At 47.8% G+C, this 14,758-nt stretch carries 12 protein-coding genes; 1 reads left to right on the top strand and 11 read right to left on the bottom strand.

Features of this window, described 5'->3' with window-relative positions:
• Positions 1-32 precede the first annotated feature (32 nt).
• Positions 33-1,052, bottom strand: a complete 1,020-nt coding sequence (gene fni, locus EX191_RS07210; protein ID WP_193447449.1) for a type 2 isopentenyl-diphosphate Delta-isomerase — start codon at positions 1,050-1,052, stop codon at positions 33-35.
• Between the two features lie 239 nt (positions 1,053-1,291).
• Positions 1,292-3,091, bottom strand: coding sequence for a cation:proton antiporter (locus tag EX191_RS07215; protein WP_193447450.1), 1,800 nt, complete (start codon positions 3,089-3,091; stop codon positions 1,292-1,294).
• 448 nt (positions 3,092-3,539) lie between these two features.
• Between EX191_RS07215 and EX191_RS07220 the strand changes: the two genes are divergently transcribed.
• Entirely contained in the window at positions 3,540-6,170 is a 2,631-nt protein-coding gene (locus EX191_RS07220; RefSeq protein ID WP_414718286.1) for a DUF2339 domain-containing protein, read from the top strand.
• 88 nt (positions 6,171-6,258) lie between these two features.
• Here EX191_RS07220 and EX191_RS07225 read toward each other — a convergent pair whose 3' ends face one another.
• Genes EX191_RS07225 through flgE form a run of 9 tightly spaced genes read right to left on the bottom strand, consistent with a single transcriptional unit; the run spans position 6,259 to position 14,739 of the window.
• Positions 6,259-7,299 (bottom strand): hypothetical protein, encoded by a 1,041-nt coding sequence (locus tag EX191_RS07225; RefSeq protein WP_012842382.1) that lies wholly within the window; start codon positions 7,297-7,299, stop codon positions 6,259-6,261.
• A 17-nt stretch (positions 7,300-7,316) separates the two neighbouring features.
• A complete protein-coding gene (gene flgL, locus EX191_RS07230; RefSeq protein WP_005395290.1) occupies positions 7,317-8,216 on the bottom strand; it encodes a flagellar hook-associated protein FlgL in 900 nt (299 codons plus the stop codon).
• An 11-nt stretch (positions 8,217-8,227) separates the two neighbouring features.
• A complete protein-coding gene (gene flgK, locus EX191_RS07235) occupies positions 8,228-9,601 on the bottom strand; it encodes a flagellar hook-associated protein FlgK (RefSeq protein WP_005395291.1) in 1,374 nt (457 codons plus the stop codon).
• Positions 9,602-10,150, bottom strand: coding sequence for a rod-binding protein (locus EX191_RS07240; RefSeq protein WP_005395292.1), 549 nt, complete (start codon positions 10,148-10,150; stop codon positions 9,602-9,604).
• 10 nt (positions 10,151-10,160) lie between these two features.
• A complete protein-coding gene (locus EX191_RS07245) occupies positions 10,161-11,282 on the bottom strand; it encodes a flagellar basal body P-ring protein FlgI (RefSeq protein WP_031780462.1) in 1,122 nt (373 codons plus the stop codon).
• Positions 11,282-11,953, bottom strand: a complete 672-nt coding sequence (gene flgH, locus EX191_RS07250) for a flagellar basal body L-ring protein FlgH (protein ID WP_005395295.1) — start codon at positions 11,951-11,953, stop codon at positions 11,282-11,284. Before flgH ends, EX191_RS07245 begins: the two co-directional genes overlap by 1 nt.
• Positions 11,954-11,985: 32 nt before the next feature.
• Positions 11,986-12,771, bottom strand: coding sequence for a flagellar basal-body rod protein FlgG (gene flgG / locus EX191_RS07255; protein WP_005395297.1), 786 nt, complete (start codon positions 12,769-12,771; stop codon positions 11,986-11,988).
• Between the two features lie 27 nt (positions 12,772-12,798).
• Complete coding sequence (gene flgF, locus EX191_RS07260; RefSeq protein WP_006741308.1) at positions 12,799-13,530, bottom strand: flagellar basal-body rod protein FlgF; 732 nt, start codon at positions 13,528-13,530, stop codon at positions 12,799-12,801.
• A 12-nt stretch (positions 13,531-13,542) separates the two neighbouring features.
• Entirely contained in the window at positions 13,543-14,739 is a 1,197-nt protein-coding gene (gene flgE / locus EX191_RS07265; RefSeq protein WP_193447452.1) for a flagellar hook protein FlgE, read from the bottom strand.
• Positions 14,740-14,758 lie beyond the last annotated feature (19 nt).

Genomic DNA, 14,758 nt, shown 5'->3' on the forward strand with positions numbered 1-14,758 from the left:
GAGCCAAGCTGCGTAAATGACACCATAAACACCTATAGGCAGCGCGCTTGCGTTAATGCGCTGATCTTAGAAGACCCCGTGCCAAAACATGATAAACGTAACTCTAACGCCATTTGCTCAAAGTGCTCGACCACCGCTTGAGTGCTTATGGTAGCCGCTTTCAAAACTGCGCCCGCTTGCCCAACGAGATTGGCGCCCAAATGTATGGCTTTCGCCGCTTCAAGTCCGTTATGCACACCACCTGAGGCGATCAAAGGTAATGTAGGATACTGTGCTCGTATTTGAGTCAAACATTTTGCCGTTGGGATGCCCCAATCGCGGAAAAGTTCGGCTGCACGCTGCATTTTCGGGTTATCTTGGCAATAGCCTTCAACCGCGCTCCAACTTGTGCCACCCGCGCCCGCTACGTCAATGGCATCCACACCGGCGTCAACCAATCGCTGCGCAACGTGACCACTAATACCAAAACCGACTTCTTTAATAATGATCGGAACATTCACGCGAGATTTAAGCTGCTCGATAGCGTGTAAGACCCCAATCCAATTATGGTCGCCATTTTTCTGAAACGCTTCCTGCATTGGGTTTACGTGTACAAACAACGCATCCGCTTGAATGGATTCAACCGCACGCTGCGCATTATCAAGTTTACCTTTGTCGCGCAATTGAGCGGCTCCAAGGTTAGAATAAAGCGGCACATCTTTGGCTAAATCACGAATGGTTTTGCCTAGACCTGCGTGTTGGCGATCTTCTAAGCTAATACGCTGCGAACCCACGCCCATCGCAATGCCTAATTCACTGGCAGCTTCAGCCAAACGACAATTGATCACTTCAGCGTCTTTCGCTCCACCTGTCATTGAGCTAATCAAAAACGGCAGCGCCAGTCGGTGGCCAAGAAACTCTGTCGATAGGTCGATCGCCTGAAAGTCACATTCTGGCAGCGCGCAGTGTTCAAACTCGACAGACTCAAAGCCCGCCGTTTTATGCTTCATGCTCATGTCATGATGTAAAACAGCGTCTAGATGTAAATCTTTTCGGTTAGTTTGCGGAGCCATAATGTCACCCTAAAGTAAAACAGTCGCGCAGTATTGCGATCCTTATCAGTAACGTCAATGCGAATTTTCTGAATTCACGAGATTACTTTTCCGAAACCAGTAATGAATCACGACTTACTCTGACATTATAGGAAGAGAAACTCGCCTTCCGTTTTAAACAAGCAGGCGAGTGTTTCACGAAGTTGAAGTAATCAGCGTGCGAGACACTACGATAAAAATGGGCCGCATACTTCTCTAATTTACTTTGCGCTTTCTGACAGAATCAGAGACACAACGGTGCTTGTGGTGGTTGGAGTAAACTGCTCAGGATCATCACAGAATTGAATTTTCCCTTTTTCTTCAACGTGAAACAACGGTACTACCGAGTTCCCTTTGTGGTGCGCTAAATAGTCTTGATACGTAAAGTTGTCGCTCAATTTCGTGTGTTTTATCTCTGCACCGCGGCTCAACAAACTGGCCAGCTGGGTATAGCTTACGTTACCGCCCATCAGCAATTTACCGTGGTACTCCTGAGCCACGGAGTGCTTCTCGCTACCATTGCCGTTGGTTTTCACTTTTTGCAAGCAGTGAACTTTATCTTCACCAAACTCGTCGACAAATTGCATGCAAGCCATAATGTTGAAATGCTGGTCAGGCGTTAATGCAACGACTTGTCCCACCCCTATCAGGTTCAAATTGTCATCTGCGTGACTAGAAATCGGATTCCCGTAGTAGTAATCCAGCCCCAACATACGAACTTGACTGATGTACTCCCAGTTAGAATCGGTCATCAATATGCGGCGGTCATAGCGTGCCAACGCTTGACCAATTTCTCTGGCTACTCGGTTAGCACCAATCAACAAGAAGCCGCGTGGCGCTGGCTCCGCGACGCCCAACATCAATGCGACAGGACGTGCCGTTGCACTTTGTAAAACAACCGTTCCGATGATCACCATGAAGGTCATAGGTACCAGTAAAATCGCTTCATCAATACCGTATTCGGTCAATTTGATCGCGAAAAGAGAAGAAATAGAGGCAGCGACAATACCGCGCGGTGCAACCCAAGACAGAAACAGTTTATCTTTAAGTCTCAAGTTACTGCGGATGGTTGAGAGGAAAATCGACAACGGGCGCGACACCAACTGCATAAATACAAACAGCAATAACGCGCCACTACCCAGCGCAGCAAAATCATCCAAGCTAATGCGTGCAGCAAGGAAAATAAATAGGCCGGTGATCAGCAATATGGTCAAGTGCTCTTTAAAGTGCAGAATTTGTTGAATATTGATGCCCTTTGCGTTGGCAAGCCACATACCCATTACAGTAACCGTGAGTAATCCGGCTTCAGACTCAATATGGTTGGAGACGGAAAATACGCCGAGCACGATCATCAAAACCGCAAATGGCTGCAAGTATTCCGGTAGCCACGCACGGCGCATAATCGTTGCGACTGCTGCGCCGGAGGCCGCACCAAGAATGACGCCCACGGCAATGAGCGTCCCGAACACTTCGACGCTATTTATCGCGCTGTGCGATACGATGAACTCATAAACCATCACAACAAAAAGCGCACCGAGTGGATCAATCAAGATCCCCTCCCAACGCAAAATATTAGCAAGCGTACTGTTAGGCCTTACCGTCCGAAGAAGTGGCACGATCACCGTCGGACCTGTTACCACGGTTAAGCTGCCGAACAACATGGCGAGCTCCCAAGTAAAACCGAGGAAATAGTGCGTCGCAATACTGGTTGCTGCCCACGAAATGATGGCCCCGATGGAAACGATACTCCAGACTGAGCCACTCACACCGCGAATTTCTTTAAAGTTTAGGGTCAAGCTGCCTTCGAAAAGAATCACCGCAACCGCCAATGAAACCAACGGAAAGAGCAAATTCCCTAAAATCTCATCTGGATTTAACCACTGCATAAATGGCCCGACAATCAACCCAGCTAGCAGCAAAAATAAAATCGCTGGTAAGCGCAATCGCCATGCCAACCACTGACAACCTAAACCAATGACCCCAACCGCTGATAGAACCAGCGCTTCATTACCCACTTGCATTAATAATTTACCTGTTTTGTCTTTTTTCGCGTGAATGCGCTATACCCAAATAACCTCGGGCGTGCGGTTCAATAAGCATGACTTAGCATGCAGACTAAACGGCTTACCTTCGACTCTTCGACAGCATGCCTCTGAAATACACATTTTTGAGGTCACTTGGGTATCGCATCAGAATTATGAATATAGTTGAACCCCAATGACTTAACGACTCATTTCTGTTCATCAGGTCTTAAAGTGACATACAAGTATGTCGCTTCGTCGAATTCATCATTACGCATTGAGTTTCATTATGTAGAATGATTCTTAAAGAAAGCGCGGAACCTAGCACTATATGAAGCTAAGGCAAAGCGCTTGGACTAAGCTTTAGCGTACGTGCTCAAAGTTAAGAATCGTGTGTCACGCGACGTACGCAAGGAGAAATGGATTGTACGTAATACTAGCACTATTCATGGCATTGCTCGCCATCCTCATCGGAGTGAAAGCCGCCAACCGAGCAGCACTTTTAGAAAAAGAGCTAACCAAACTTCGTGAAGAGGTAACATCACTGCGAGTCAGTCTAAATAAGGACTCGAACCAACCAACGCGCCAACAATCCAGTGTTGAAGAGGTAACAAAAGAGGCAAACTCCTCATCCTCTAAGGAGCATGACCCGATTACCGACCGAGCATCTTATCCAAACGCAACACATCAAGCTCAATACCAGACAAGCGAAGTTCAACTGGACGTTTTTAGTCAAGAACAAGAGTCTATATTGCCAAGTAGAGTGCAGAGTCTGTTTAGCAACATTCAAGAAAACTGGTTGGTTTGGGTGGGCGCGCTGGCAATGCTAATTGGTGGGGGGTATCTCGTACAGGTTATTGGTAGTCACATTGAGTTTTCGCCACTTATGCGTGTGTCCTTTGCGTTTGTACTCTCGTTACTTATGGTGCTTGTTGGCGAATGGTTCCACCGCAAAGAACAACAAAATCCTCAACGAGCAACACGAGCCCAAGGCTTTACTTATGTGCCTGCCGCCGTTACCGGAACCGGGCTAACTGGCATTTACTGCACGGTTATCTTTGCGTTTGTTGTTTATCAAATGCTGACGCCTAGTGTCTCGCTTATCATCTTAGCCGCTGCTGCATTTTGTAGCTTGGCTCTATCTTTACAGCAAGGACCATTGATGGCGGTGCTTGGTCTGATTGGTGGATATACCGCACCGTTATGGATTGGTGGAAGCGAGCCTAATTACTTCTTATTAGCTGGGTATATCAGCGCGATCTCGGTCGCGGCAACATTGCTAATGCAAAAAGTGCGTAGTGCATGGATTTCTCCAAGCATCGCGCTTCCACATGTTGTTTGGATGCTGTTGCTCATTGAAAGCATGCCGCTTGAGACGCTTTTTTCTTGGCTGGCTATTTATCTCTCAATTACTCTTTATCTTATTTTCGCCGTTCCAAGACTGGGTTGGACACTCAATCCTCGTTCTCATCACTGCCAGAATAAGTGGACAAATCCGCCGACCGCTACCTCTCTCGCGATTGCGTTATTGACCTTTTCGGCTGTCACTAGAATGCCAGAATTGGACACACTGCACATGGTGTACTGTTATGCGCTGCTCGTTGCGACAGTATGGCTCCCAGCGGTTCGCACAGGTTGGTCATTGCGCGTATTTTTGCCTTCCATATTGGTCTCTGCGACCGCACTTGTTATCCTCACTGTCGCGTTTGACGCTTTGTATATGCCAGAACATGGTGCCAGTATCTTACTCGCATTGGCCACCAGTATTGCACTGATCTGCTGTCGAACTTATTGCCAGTCACTCAGTGACCGATCGCAACTCAGTGGCGTGCTTCTGTTGGTACTGGCTCCAGCAATGAGTTTGATTACGTTGTTTTATGTCGACGAATTTATGCAAGGCTACCTGTGGCACTGGACTGCATTCTGCGCATTGGTGACCGTTTATTACGTTGTACTTGGTCAGCGCTTACATTCGCTAGCATTGGAATGTTCTGCCGTCATGCACGCTTTAATCGTAGGCATCGCCTTTGTTTGGTTAAGCGATACCTGGTTGACGACAGCAATCTCGATACAAGTTGCGGTAATGGCGTTGCAGACGCAATCAGGGTTATTTCGCCCCGCAAGTTGGGCGATTAAAGTGGCGATGGGGATACTGGTCATCCGCCTCACACTTTTACCCTTCATCCCTGAATGGCAACCCGTAGAAGCAGGACATTGGGCTTGGGTTATTGTGAGTTACCTACCGTCTCTCATCATCCTGCTCTATGCTCGAGCCACGCTAAAGCAAGTGGACCTCGAACTGACCAACTGGTTTGAAGGCGCATTTTTGCATGTATTCTTAATGGCGCTATTCACCCAAACCAACTACTGGTTAACTGGGCAGTACGGCTATTTGGGACACCTTGATTTCACAAGCGCCATCGTTTTTGCTAACCAAGCGTTGGTTATGGGTTTGGTGTACAGATACCGTAGCCAATTTGCACAACGCTTAAGCCGCATCTATGAAGCCTACAGCTACCTGCTTTGGTGTGCCTTCGCATTGCTGATAATTTTGCTTAATACGGCAGAGTCGCCATTGGTGACTGACAACGTCTCAGCCCAAGCTCTTCCCGTCATTAATATGCTAAGCGTCGGCTGGTTGCTGCCAGCTTGCATCCTACTTATCGCAACCTTTAGAGACTGGAATACGTTACAGGTTCATCGATTTGCGGTTGCTAGCCTAGGCTTTGCACTTGCTGCTATTTGGTTAGGTATGTCTATCCGTCAATTCTGGCAAACCACATCCATGATGTTGTACCAACCGACCAGCATGGCAGAACTGTTCAGTTATTCAGTAGCAGGTTTGCTCGTGGGTGGATTGCTTACTTGGCGCGGTGTGACACACAGAGGGTTGATGATGCAGCGCGTGGGTCTAGTGGTTTTAGCTTTTGTCGCACTCAAAGTATTCTTATGGGATGTTAGTTCTCTGGATGGGTTCTGGAGAGCAATCAGCTTCTTAGGTTTAGGAGCATCTTTAATCGCGCTTGGGTGGTTATTCCAGAAATTGAATCGCTCGGTGGCAAAAGCACTCGAACCATAAACGAATTAAAGAGAGATTCCCGACAATGCACCGTTCTCGTTATTGGGGGGCGATAGCGATGCAAAGCCGGGAATCATTGGAGTGTTCGTTATTTTAGCAACGCAACAACCGTATGACGACGCACGTTTGCTTGTGCATTCAACGCTTGAAAAGTCGAGGTAAACTCACCAGACTTCTGCACAAAACCATCCAGTTTTGCATTCACATCATCCACAGAAAGCTGCGCGGTTTTATTTTGAATTGAGCGCATTTGAGTATTCAACTCTCCATGAAATGCTTTCGCTTCCTGCAAGCTCGTTTGCACTTGTCTTAGGTGCTGGTTCACTTTGGCAATCGTCTGTTTCATGCCATCGCGTGATGCCAAATCAAACCCAAGTTCTGCAATACCATCTGGCTCTGACTTTAGATTCAGAACGTTCGGCTGGCCCGCAGGAAAACGGTGCCCTTCGCCCGTGACCATCACTTTCTGCTGCATTTGCTGATAAGCGTTGTCTCTGGCTTCAAATAAAATGCTGCCATCGTCAGCTAATGAGGCACGCATCCCTAAAGCAATCAAGCTTCGGTCAAGCATTTTGACAGTTCGAGCACCATCGGCTTGTCCATCGAACTGAATCATTACCGCTTGACCCTGAGGGAAATCCAAACGAATTTGCTCAGCCTTGTCACTTAAGCGATGCACGTTCAAGCCAGGAATAGAAAAGCGACGAATGTCTGCTTTATCTAGCTTTAAATGCAGTTCGTTGTTGAGCACTTTCTGGCCGTCGAAACGAGCATGCTCCACAACGTTCTGAATGGTGGCTTTAGAACGAACCAATGTATCCTGCAAGCCAGGTACATTTTGCACGCCTTGATTCACCGCTTGCGTCAAACCACGTTTAATTTGAGTCAGCTCTTTGCCAATCACCTGCAACGATTTCGATGCGATCTGCACTGCCGTCGCTTGCTGCTGACCTTGGGTCAGTTGAATCCCAGAGACAGAGTAGGCTGACGCAGTGTCAGCCTGAACTTGCGCCGGGCGCGGTTTAATTGCAGTACTTGAGTCTGCAGAACGGGTCGGCATGATAGAGGCTTGTTCTTGCCCACCCAAGCGTATGCTATGGGGTCTAACCTCTACTGTACTCATTACCATAAAAGAACTTCCTAACCTTATAGACGGTCAAACAACGATAGATCATTGATCTTTACATAGCTCGCTTGCGTTGCTTGCAAAGCCGCCATGTAATTGCTCAAGCGTACCGATGCTTCACCGTAATCCAGAGCTGAGAGGTCACCTGATACTTTATCGACGAACAGTTTATTCTCACCATGAGCACCGCCAACCAAATCTAGGTTATTGTGTCGGCCACCAATCTCCGTCATCGTGCCAAGTACGCTTGCCAACGTATCATCAATGGCACTCAGGCTTGCGTCCACTTCAGCTTGGAAATTCGGACTCGGGTTCTCAAATTCCGTAATTAGATTATTAATTTGATCCAGTACGTTTTTGCCGCCACCAAGGTCCAAAATATCCTTTGCCGTCATGTTGGAATCCATCGTTACGCCTTTCGCAATCGTCACGACACGTTTATCGCTGTTGCCCTCGATGACATAACTACCGCTTGCACTGTTTATAGCAGGGGTGTCAGTTTTGGTGCCTGAAAATAGGTAGTGCCCTTCTTCATCCTGAGCATTGAAAGACGACTCAATTGAATCACGATAGCTCTTTAGCTCCGTGATCATACCGGTACGGTCTTGATCAGTCAGTGAGCCATTCGCGCCCCATAATGCAATATCACGCATGCTCATCAGGCTCTCTTTCACTGAATCTAAATGTGTTTCTTGACTCGAAAGCGTGGTTTTGACGTTTGCGATATTGTTTTGATATTGGGCGATGGCGCTGTTTTCACGATCCAAATTAAGCAGCTTAATCGATGCCATTGGATCGTCAGATAGTTTAGTTAGACGCTCACCTGTCGTCATTTGTTGTAGCACGTGCCCCAGACCTGCATTGTTACCTTGCAGGCTTTGCAGCATCATTTGGCTAAATTGATTGTCACTGATTCGCATCTGGGTTTCCTTTAGAATAACTGCAATACAGAATCGAACAGCTGATTCGCTGTGCTGATCACTTTCATGTTGGCATTGTGTGCATTAGCAAACGTCATTAAGTTAGCCGCTTCTTCATCACTGTTAACGGCACTCACATTGTCACGAGCCGCATGTGCTTGCTTGTTCATGGCTAACTTAGCTTGGTAATCAGCGTCTGCTTGGCGTGCTTTAATCGCGGTTTGACCCACCATAGAACTGAATGCGTCATTCAAGCTCACTGAGCCATAGCCAGTCACAGAAACAGGCTTGTTGCTTAAATTAATCAACGACTGCAATACATCCGCATTACCTGGCGTACCATCACTTGAAAACGCAAGCTCACCTGGAGTCAACTCAGTGATATCCAAACTTGCCGCTGGGTTGGCAGGGTCGTAACTGAACAATGGTTTACCTGGGTTACCATTTAAATCTTGTCCAGTAGCGAGCACAGCGTTGTATTCATCCGCTAATGCTTTCGCCATGTCATTCAAAGCCAATTGGTTTGGTTTTAATACATCGGTTTGATAATCGTTAATCGCACCTAATTTGCCACCAAGAGAGTCACCAATCGCAAAACTTTGGCTTGAGAATGTTACGTGTAAGTCTGCTACGTAAGGGTCACTAGGGTCTGGAACGGCTGCGAGTTTGCCATGGTCCGTGCCCATCACAAGTGGCTGACCAGAGGTCAACGTTACCTGAACACTGCCGTCAGGCTGTTCTGTTGTTCTGATTTCGATGGTTTGAGATAACTCGCCGATCAATTTATCTCGTTCATCCATAAGTTGCGATGGGTTGCCGCCTGTTCCTTGCATTTCAACCAGCTGCTTGTTTACCTTCGCGATGTTTTCCATGAGGCTATTCGCGTGGTTAAGTGCCGCATTACGCTGATCGCTCATATCTTTATGTTGATTGTGCAAAGACTCGGTCAGCGTATTAAAGCGGCGTGCCAACGCTTCAGATTCGTTGATGATTTGTTGACGGTAAGGGATCGACTCAGGCTTAACCGTAGCATCGTTAAGCGCAGCGTTTAGAGAGTCCAAACCAGCAGAAATACTGAAGCCATCGGCCCCTAGCGTATTTTCCAATTGGCTCATGTTGCTAGTGTAACCAGAAGCGTACGCCGCCATACTGTTAGTTGACCACGTTTGCTTAATCAGAAATTGGTCTGTAACGCGGCGAATGCTGGTGACCTCTACCCCTAAACCAGGGCTTAAGCGGTTGGCTTTTCCGTCATCAACTGATGCCATCAACGCTTGTTGACGACTGTAGCCCACAGTATTCACGTTCGCCACGTTTTGTGCCGTTACGTCTAAGGCCACGCGGTTCGCGCCTAAACCTGAAAGGGCAATATTAACTAGGTTCATTTACAGCTCCATTTTCCTGATCAACGGCTGAGAAAACGCGGTAGTCATACCGGCCTCACCGAGCACCTGTTTTACAGAGGCGACGGCTTGAGAGGCGGTATTAAATAAGCTTGAGTTCCCCTCAATCTCGTTAGCATCAAGCTGTGAGATAGATTCAGAATTCGCACCTTTACCATCGTTTGCAGATGAGATGTTACGCGCAGCATCAAAGGCGACTTCGCGCATAGAGGGGCTAAGTTGCTGGATGAGCATATTGGCAATGCCGGAGCTCTGCTTTTTTGCCAGTTCCATTGCCAGTTGCCCATCGTACATATCGCGGAAAACACCTTGCTGCTGGCTTGCAAACGGGCTGTCTTTATCCGCTAGAACATCGCTGCTGCTGCGCATTTGACGCAGCACCATTTGTAAAAACATCGCCTCAAATTGACCCGCCACTACTTCAAGCGCGCCTTCCTGATCTCGACTCTGCTTGATGTTGGCAAGTGCGCTGTTGTCGTGATACAGCATCGAATTCAGTTGAGTTTGTTCATTGGTACTGTCTAGTTTCATCCTTAACTCCTTAAATCACGACCAATTCAGCGTTCAATGCACCCGCTTCGCTCAGTGCTTGCAGGATAGACATCAAGTCAGTAGGTGTGGCACCTAAGCTGTTTACCGCAGTCACAATAGTGTTGAGCTCCGTGCCTGGAGGCCAAATTACCATTTGAGCTAAATCTTCGTTCACATCAAGATCCGTTTGGTTAACGACTTTCGTATCGCCATTTGCAAACGCATTTGGCTGACTGACTTGTTGTGATTCAGAAATTCGCACGGTTAAGTTGCCATGGCTCACTGCTGCCTCACTCACTTTGACACTCTTACCGATCACGACCGTTCCCGTACGAGAGTTAAAGACAATTCGAGCCGGCTTGCGGCCTTCCACGACGCTCATTTCTTCAAGCATCGACATCATCACTACGCGCTGTTGGGTATCTTTTGGTGCACGCATATCAATGCGCGCTTTATTGATCGCAACAGCAACGTTAGGCCCAAAAGTGTTGTTGATTTCACGCGCGATATTTTTTGCCGTTGTGAAACTTGGTTTACGCAGGTTTAAGGTGACTTCATCACGCTGGTTGAAATCAGTTTTGATTTCTCTCTCTAACGTCGCACCATTCGGGACGCGACCTGCCGTTGGTGTATTAACTTCGACTTTGGAGCCACTTCGCCCTTCTGCTGATAAACCGCCCACCACGACGTTTCCTTGTGCAATGGCATACACTTCACCATCAATACCGCGTAAAGGCGTCAACAATAGCGTACCGCCACGGAGGCTTTTCGCGTCACCAATTGAAGACACGACCACGTCCAAAGTTTGTCCAGGGCCCGCCATTGGATCAACGGTTGCTGTCACGCTCACAGAAGCCACATTTCGTAGCTTAGGGTTCATACTGTCATCAATTTGAACCCCAAACTGACGAAGCATGTTGGTAATAGATTGAGAAGTAAATTTCACTTGGTTTCGGTCACCCTGGCCAGCTAAGCCAACCACCAAACCATAACCAACCAATTGGTTTTCTCGAATGCCGCGTACATCGACCAAGTCCATGATCGGAATTTCCACTTCAGCATGTGAAGTGGTTGGTAATCCCAAGGTCAACACCAATAGGAAAGACGTAAAGAAAGATTGCATTGTCTTCATTAGAAAGGTACCCATGGGCTGTTGAAGAATTGAGTTAGCCATCCGGCTGCGTTGCTGTCAGCCAAAGCTCCGCGACCCGCGTAGGTAATTCGTGCATCAGCAATTCGTTGAGAAGAAACTTGATTGCTGCGATTAATATCATCCACACGAACAATGCCAGTGAGACGAATAAACTCATCTCCCTGGTTAAGGCGCAGCCATTTTTCGCCACTGATACGCAATACACCATTAGGTAACACCTCGTGTACCGTTACGGTGATAGCACCTTGCAGCTTGTTACCCTGTGAGCTTGAAGCGCTGCCATCAAAGTTGCGGCTGCCATCGACACTAACCCCTAACTCATCGAACGTTTTCGTTCCTATGGTCGGCGCCGCGAAATTAACCGCTGAGCTTTTGCCAAACTTCGTACCCGCTTTTTTGCTCGATGAGGTTTCTTCTGATAGTTGAACCGTTAACACATCGCCAACTCGGTAAGCACGACGATCCTGAAACAGGGTCATCGTGTATTGGTGACGATAAAGGCTACCAGACTGGGTTTCCGGCAACGTGTAATCGAGCGTTGGTGGTGCGTATTCCTCGGCATTTGGCTCAGGCGGAATAAATTCCTGACGGCCGGCACATCCCACCAGCAACACGGCGGCTACTGCCCAACTCTTAGAAAGCCATTTCATTGCTTTTTCCTTCATCATCACCAATTTCATACTTACATTGATTGCGAAACAAACTTCAGCATGTCATCTGCAGCAGAGACCACTTTCGCATTCATCTCATACGCACGTTGAGTCGTGATCATGTCGACCATCTCTTCCACTACTTGTACGTTTGAACCTTCCAATGCACCTTGCTTGATGAGGCCTGCGCCATCTTCACCAGCAATCAGTTCATCTGCCGGGCCGCTGGCTTCCGTTTCACGGAACAAGTTACCACCCACGGCCTCTAAGCCTGCTGGGTTAATGAATTTTGCGAGCGTGATTTGACCAAGCTGCTGTGGCGTTGGATCGTCCGCCGTCGTTGTTGTTACCGTGCCATCAACACCAACAGAGAATGAAGAGGCATTATCTGGGATCTGAATTTGTGGCTCTAACGGCAAGCCTTGGCTATTAACCATCAAGCCTTCAGAGTTGACATGGAACTGACCATTACGTGTGTACATGATCTGTCCATCCGAGTTTTCGATTTGAAAGAAACCCTGTCCCATAACGGCAAGGTCCAACTCTTGTGTTGTATTTTGAGTGTTACCTTGCGTAAACACTTTTTGCGTGCCGACTACGCGAACACCGCTACCTAGCTGAATACCACTTGGCAATTCGTTAACTTGATCTACTTGAGCACCAGGTTGACGCTGAATGCTGTAGAAAAGGTCTTCGAATACAACTCGGTCACGCTTAAAGCCAACTGTATTTACGTTCGCTAGGTTGTTAGAAATGGCAGTCATCTTCGTGTCCTGCGCTGCCATGCCTGTTTTACTTACCCATAATGCTGAATGCATTTTTTATTACTCCTTGCGGGGCGAGACTTATCTCGCCGCCATTAATTTATTACCAGCTTGTGCCAACGTCTCGGCCGTTTTCATCATGCGAACTTGCATCTCGAAGTTACGCGTTAACGACATCACGCTAATCAACTCATCAATGGCAGATACGTTACTGCCCTCAATGTGCTCAGGAGAAAGTTGCACCGTTTCATCGGCAGCGAATGGCACGCCATCTACACTGTGCAGTAGGCTGTCACTCTCTTTTTGAAGTTGGTTCATTTCTGGTTTAACCAACTTCAACGTTCCCGCGACGATTTCTGCGCCACCACCTGGCGGAATCACGGATACTTGACCACGCTCGCTGATTTCAATCTTTTGATAATCAGGCACAACCAAAGGCCCATTTTCACCAAGAACAGGGAAACCATTGATGGTCATGGCACCAAAAGTGTCGACTTGGATATTGCCCGCTCGCGTGTACGCTTCGTTACCCGCAGGGGTTTCAACAGCAAGATAACCCTCACCCATGATGGCGACATCCAACGGGCGTCCCGTTTTCATAATGTCGCCAGAATCAAAGCGCGTTGAGGCAGAGTTGGTCACAACCATAGTGCGACCATCAAAACCTGGGCCTTGCATTTCTACACTGCGCACGCGCTCCATATCCGCTCGAAAGCCAGCAGTATCAGCGTTTGATAAGTTGTTTGAACGCACGTGCTGAGCCTTAAGAACTCGACTCGCACCTGACGTTGCAGTAAATAACAAGCTATCCATGCAAAACTCCCATTACACCGCGTTAAACAAAGCTTGAGTTAGCTTGTCGCTGGTAGAGATGGTTTTCGCGTTTGCTTGGTAGTTACGCTGTGCGGTCATAAGCGCCACAAGCTCACTGGTTAGGTCAACGTTAGAACCTTCTAGCGCACCTGGAGTTAAATCACCCAACGTACCTGAACCAGGGACACCCGTGATTGGCGCACCAGAGCTGAAGCTTTGAGTCCACGCCGTACCACTCACTTTTGCTAAACCTTGTGTGTTGGCGAAGTCTGCAAGTACAACTTGACCTTGCAGCTGTGATTGGCCGTTAGTGTAGGTCGCGTAAACCATGCCATTACCTTCAACGCGTACACCTGCAAGCTCACCGGATGTGTAACCGTTCGGGCTGTTAGTACTTACGCCGAATTTAGCACCAAACTGCGTGCTGCCTTTCAAGTTAATGTCGACACTCATCGCGTTTGCGCCTGCCGCAGGGAATGAAACATTAAACGGAGCCGTCGGTGAAGAAAGCGAACCGTCTTTGTCAAACGTTACTGGTACCGTTGTCACTGGTGTTGCGCCACCATCCACTTGAACATTCACTTCCCAAGAGTTAGAAGCGGTCTTAGTGAAGTACTGGGTTACCGTGTGCGAGTTACCCAGCGAGTCATAGACTTTTGTGGTGTAAGACGAATTGAATGAGTTTGGATCGTCCGGATTAAACGGCGTTACCGTTTTATCAATGGCAGACGCACTTGCATCAAAGTTTGCAACAAAATCAAGACCGTCTGTCGCTTTTGCATTCAGTGATGACGTAGATACTTGGATATTGCCCACAGAGCCTGTCATCAGGTTGTTGTTGCTATCCACACTGTAACCTTGCAGTTTTGCGCCACTGTTAGCGGTAACAAAGTTATCTTTATCTGTCGCGAATACACCTGAACGCGTGTATAGCGTTTGACCCATATTGTCTTTAGTGACAAAGAATCCGCCACCGTTGATCGCCAAGTCCATCGCACGGCCAGTTCCTGAGATACTGCCGTCTTTGTCGAAGTTCTGTGAAATTGACGCGACTTCTACACCACCAGGTTGCATGCCGTTGTATACTGCGGAGAATTCTGTGCGGCCACCTTTAAAACCATACGTTGATGCGTTGGCAATGTTGTGACTGATTGTGTTTAGCTCTGCGTTGGTCGCGTCCAGACCACTTAGTGCGATGTTAAAACTCATAAAAAGACCTCTGATTTCC

It is taken from the genome of Vibrio chemaguriensis, assembly GCF_012275705.1.
GTDB classification, from domain to species: Bacteria; Pseudomonadota; Gammaproteobacteria; order Enterobacterales; family Vibrionaceae; genus Vibrio; species Vibrio diabolicus.

Excerpts from the sequence above, each read along its gene's own strand:
- flgK (WP_005395291.1), bottom strand. The coding sequence starts at position 9,601 with ATGAACCTAGTTAATATTGCCCTTTCAGGTTTAGGCGCGAACCGCGTG.
- fni (WP_193447449.1), bottom strand. The coding sequence starts at position 1,052 with ATGGCTCCGCAAACTAACCGAAAAGATTTACATCTAGACGCTGTTTTA.
- EX191_RS07225 (WP_012842382.1), bottom strand. The coding sequence starts at position 7,299 with ATGGTAATGAGTACAGTAGAGGTTAGACCCCATAGCATACGCTTGGGT.
- flgH (WP_005395295.1), bottom strand. The coding sequence starts at position 11,953 with ATGAAATGGCTTTCTAAGAGTTGGGCAGTAGCCGCCGTGTTGCTGGTG.
- flgG (WP_005395297.1), bottom strand. The coding sequence starts at position 12,771 with ATGCATTCAGCATTATGGGTAAGTAAAACAGGCATGGCAGCGCAGGAC.
- EX191_RS07220 (WP_414718286.1), top strand. The coding sequence starts at position 3,540 with ATGGCATTGCTCGCCATCCTCATCGGAGTGAAAGCCGCCAACCGAGCA.
- EX191_RS07215 (WP_193447450.1), bottom strand. The coding sequence starts at position 3,091 with ATGCAAGTGGGTAATGAAGCGCTGGTTCTATCAGCGGTTGGGGTCATT.
- flgF (WP_006741308.1), bottom strand. The coding sequence starts at position 13,530 with ATGGATAGCTTGTTATTTACTGCAACGTCAGGTGCGAGTCGAGTTCTT.
- EX191_RS07245 (WP_031780462.1), bottom strand. The coding sequence starts at position 11,282 with ATGAAGACAATGCAATCTTTCTTTACGTCTTTCCTATTGGTGTTGACC.
- flgE (WP_193447452.1), bottom strand. The coding sequence starts at position 14,739 with ATGAGTTTTAACATCGCACTAAGTGGTCTGGACGCGACCAACGCAGAG.
- flgL (WP_005395290.1), bottom strand. The coding sequence starts at position 8,216 with ATGCGAATCAGTGACAATCAATTTAGCCAAATGATGCTGCAAAGCCTG.
- EX191_RS07240 (WP_005395292.1), bottom strand. The coding sequence starts at position 10,150 with ATGAAACTAGACAGTACCAATGAACAAACTCAACTGAATTCGATGCTG.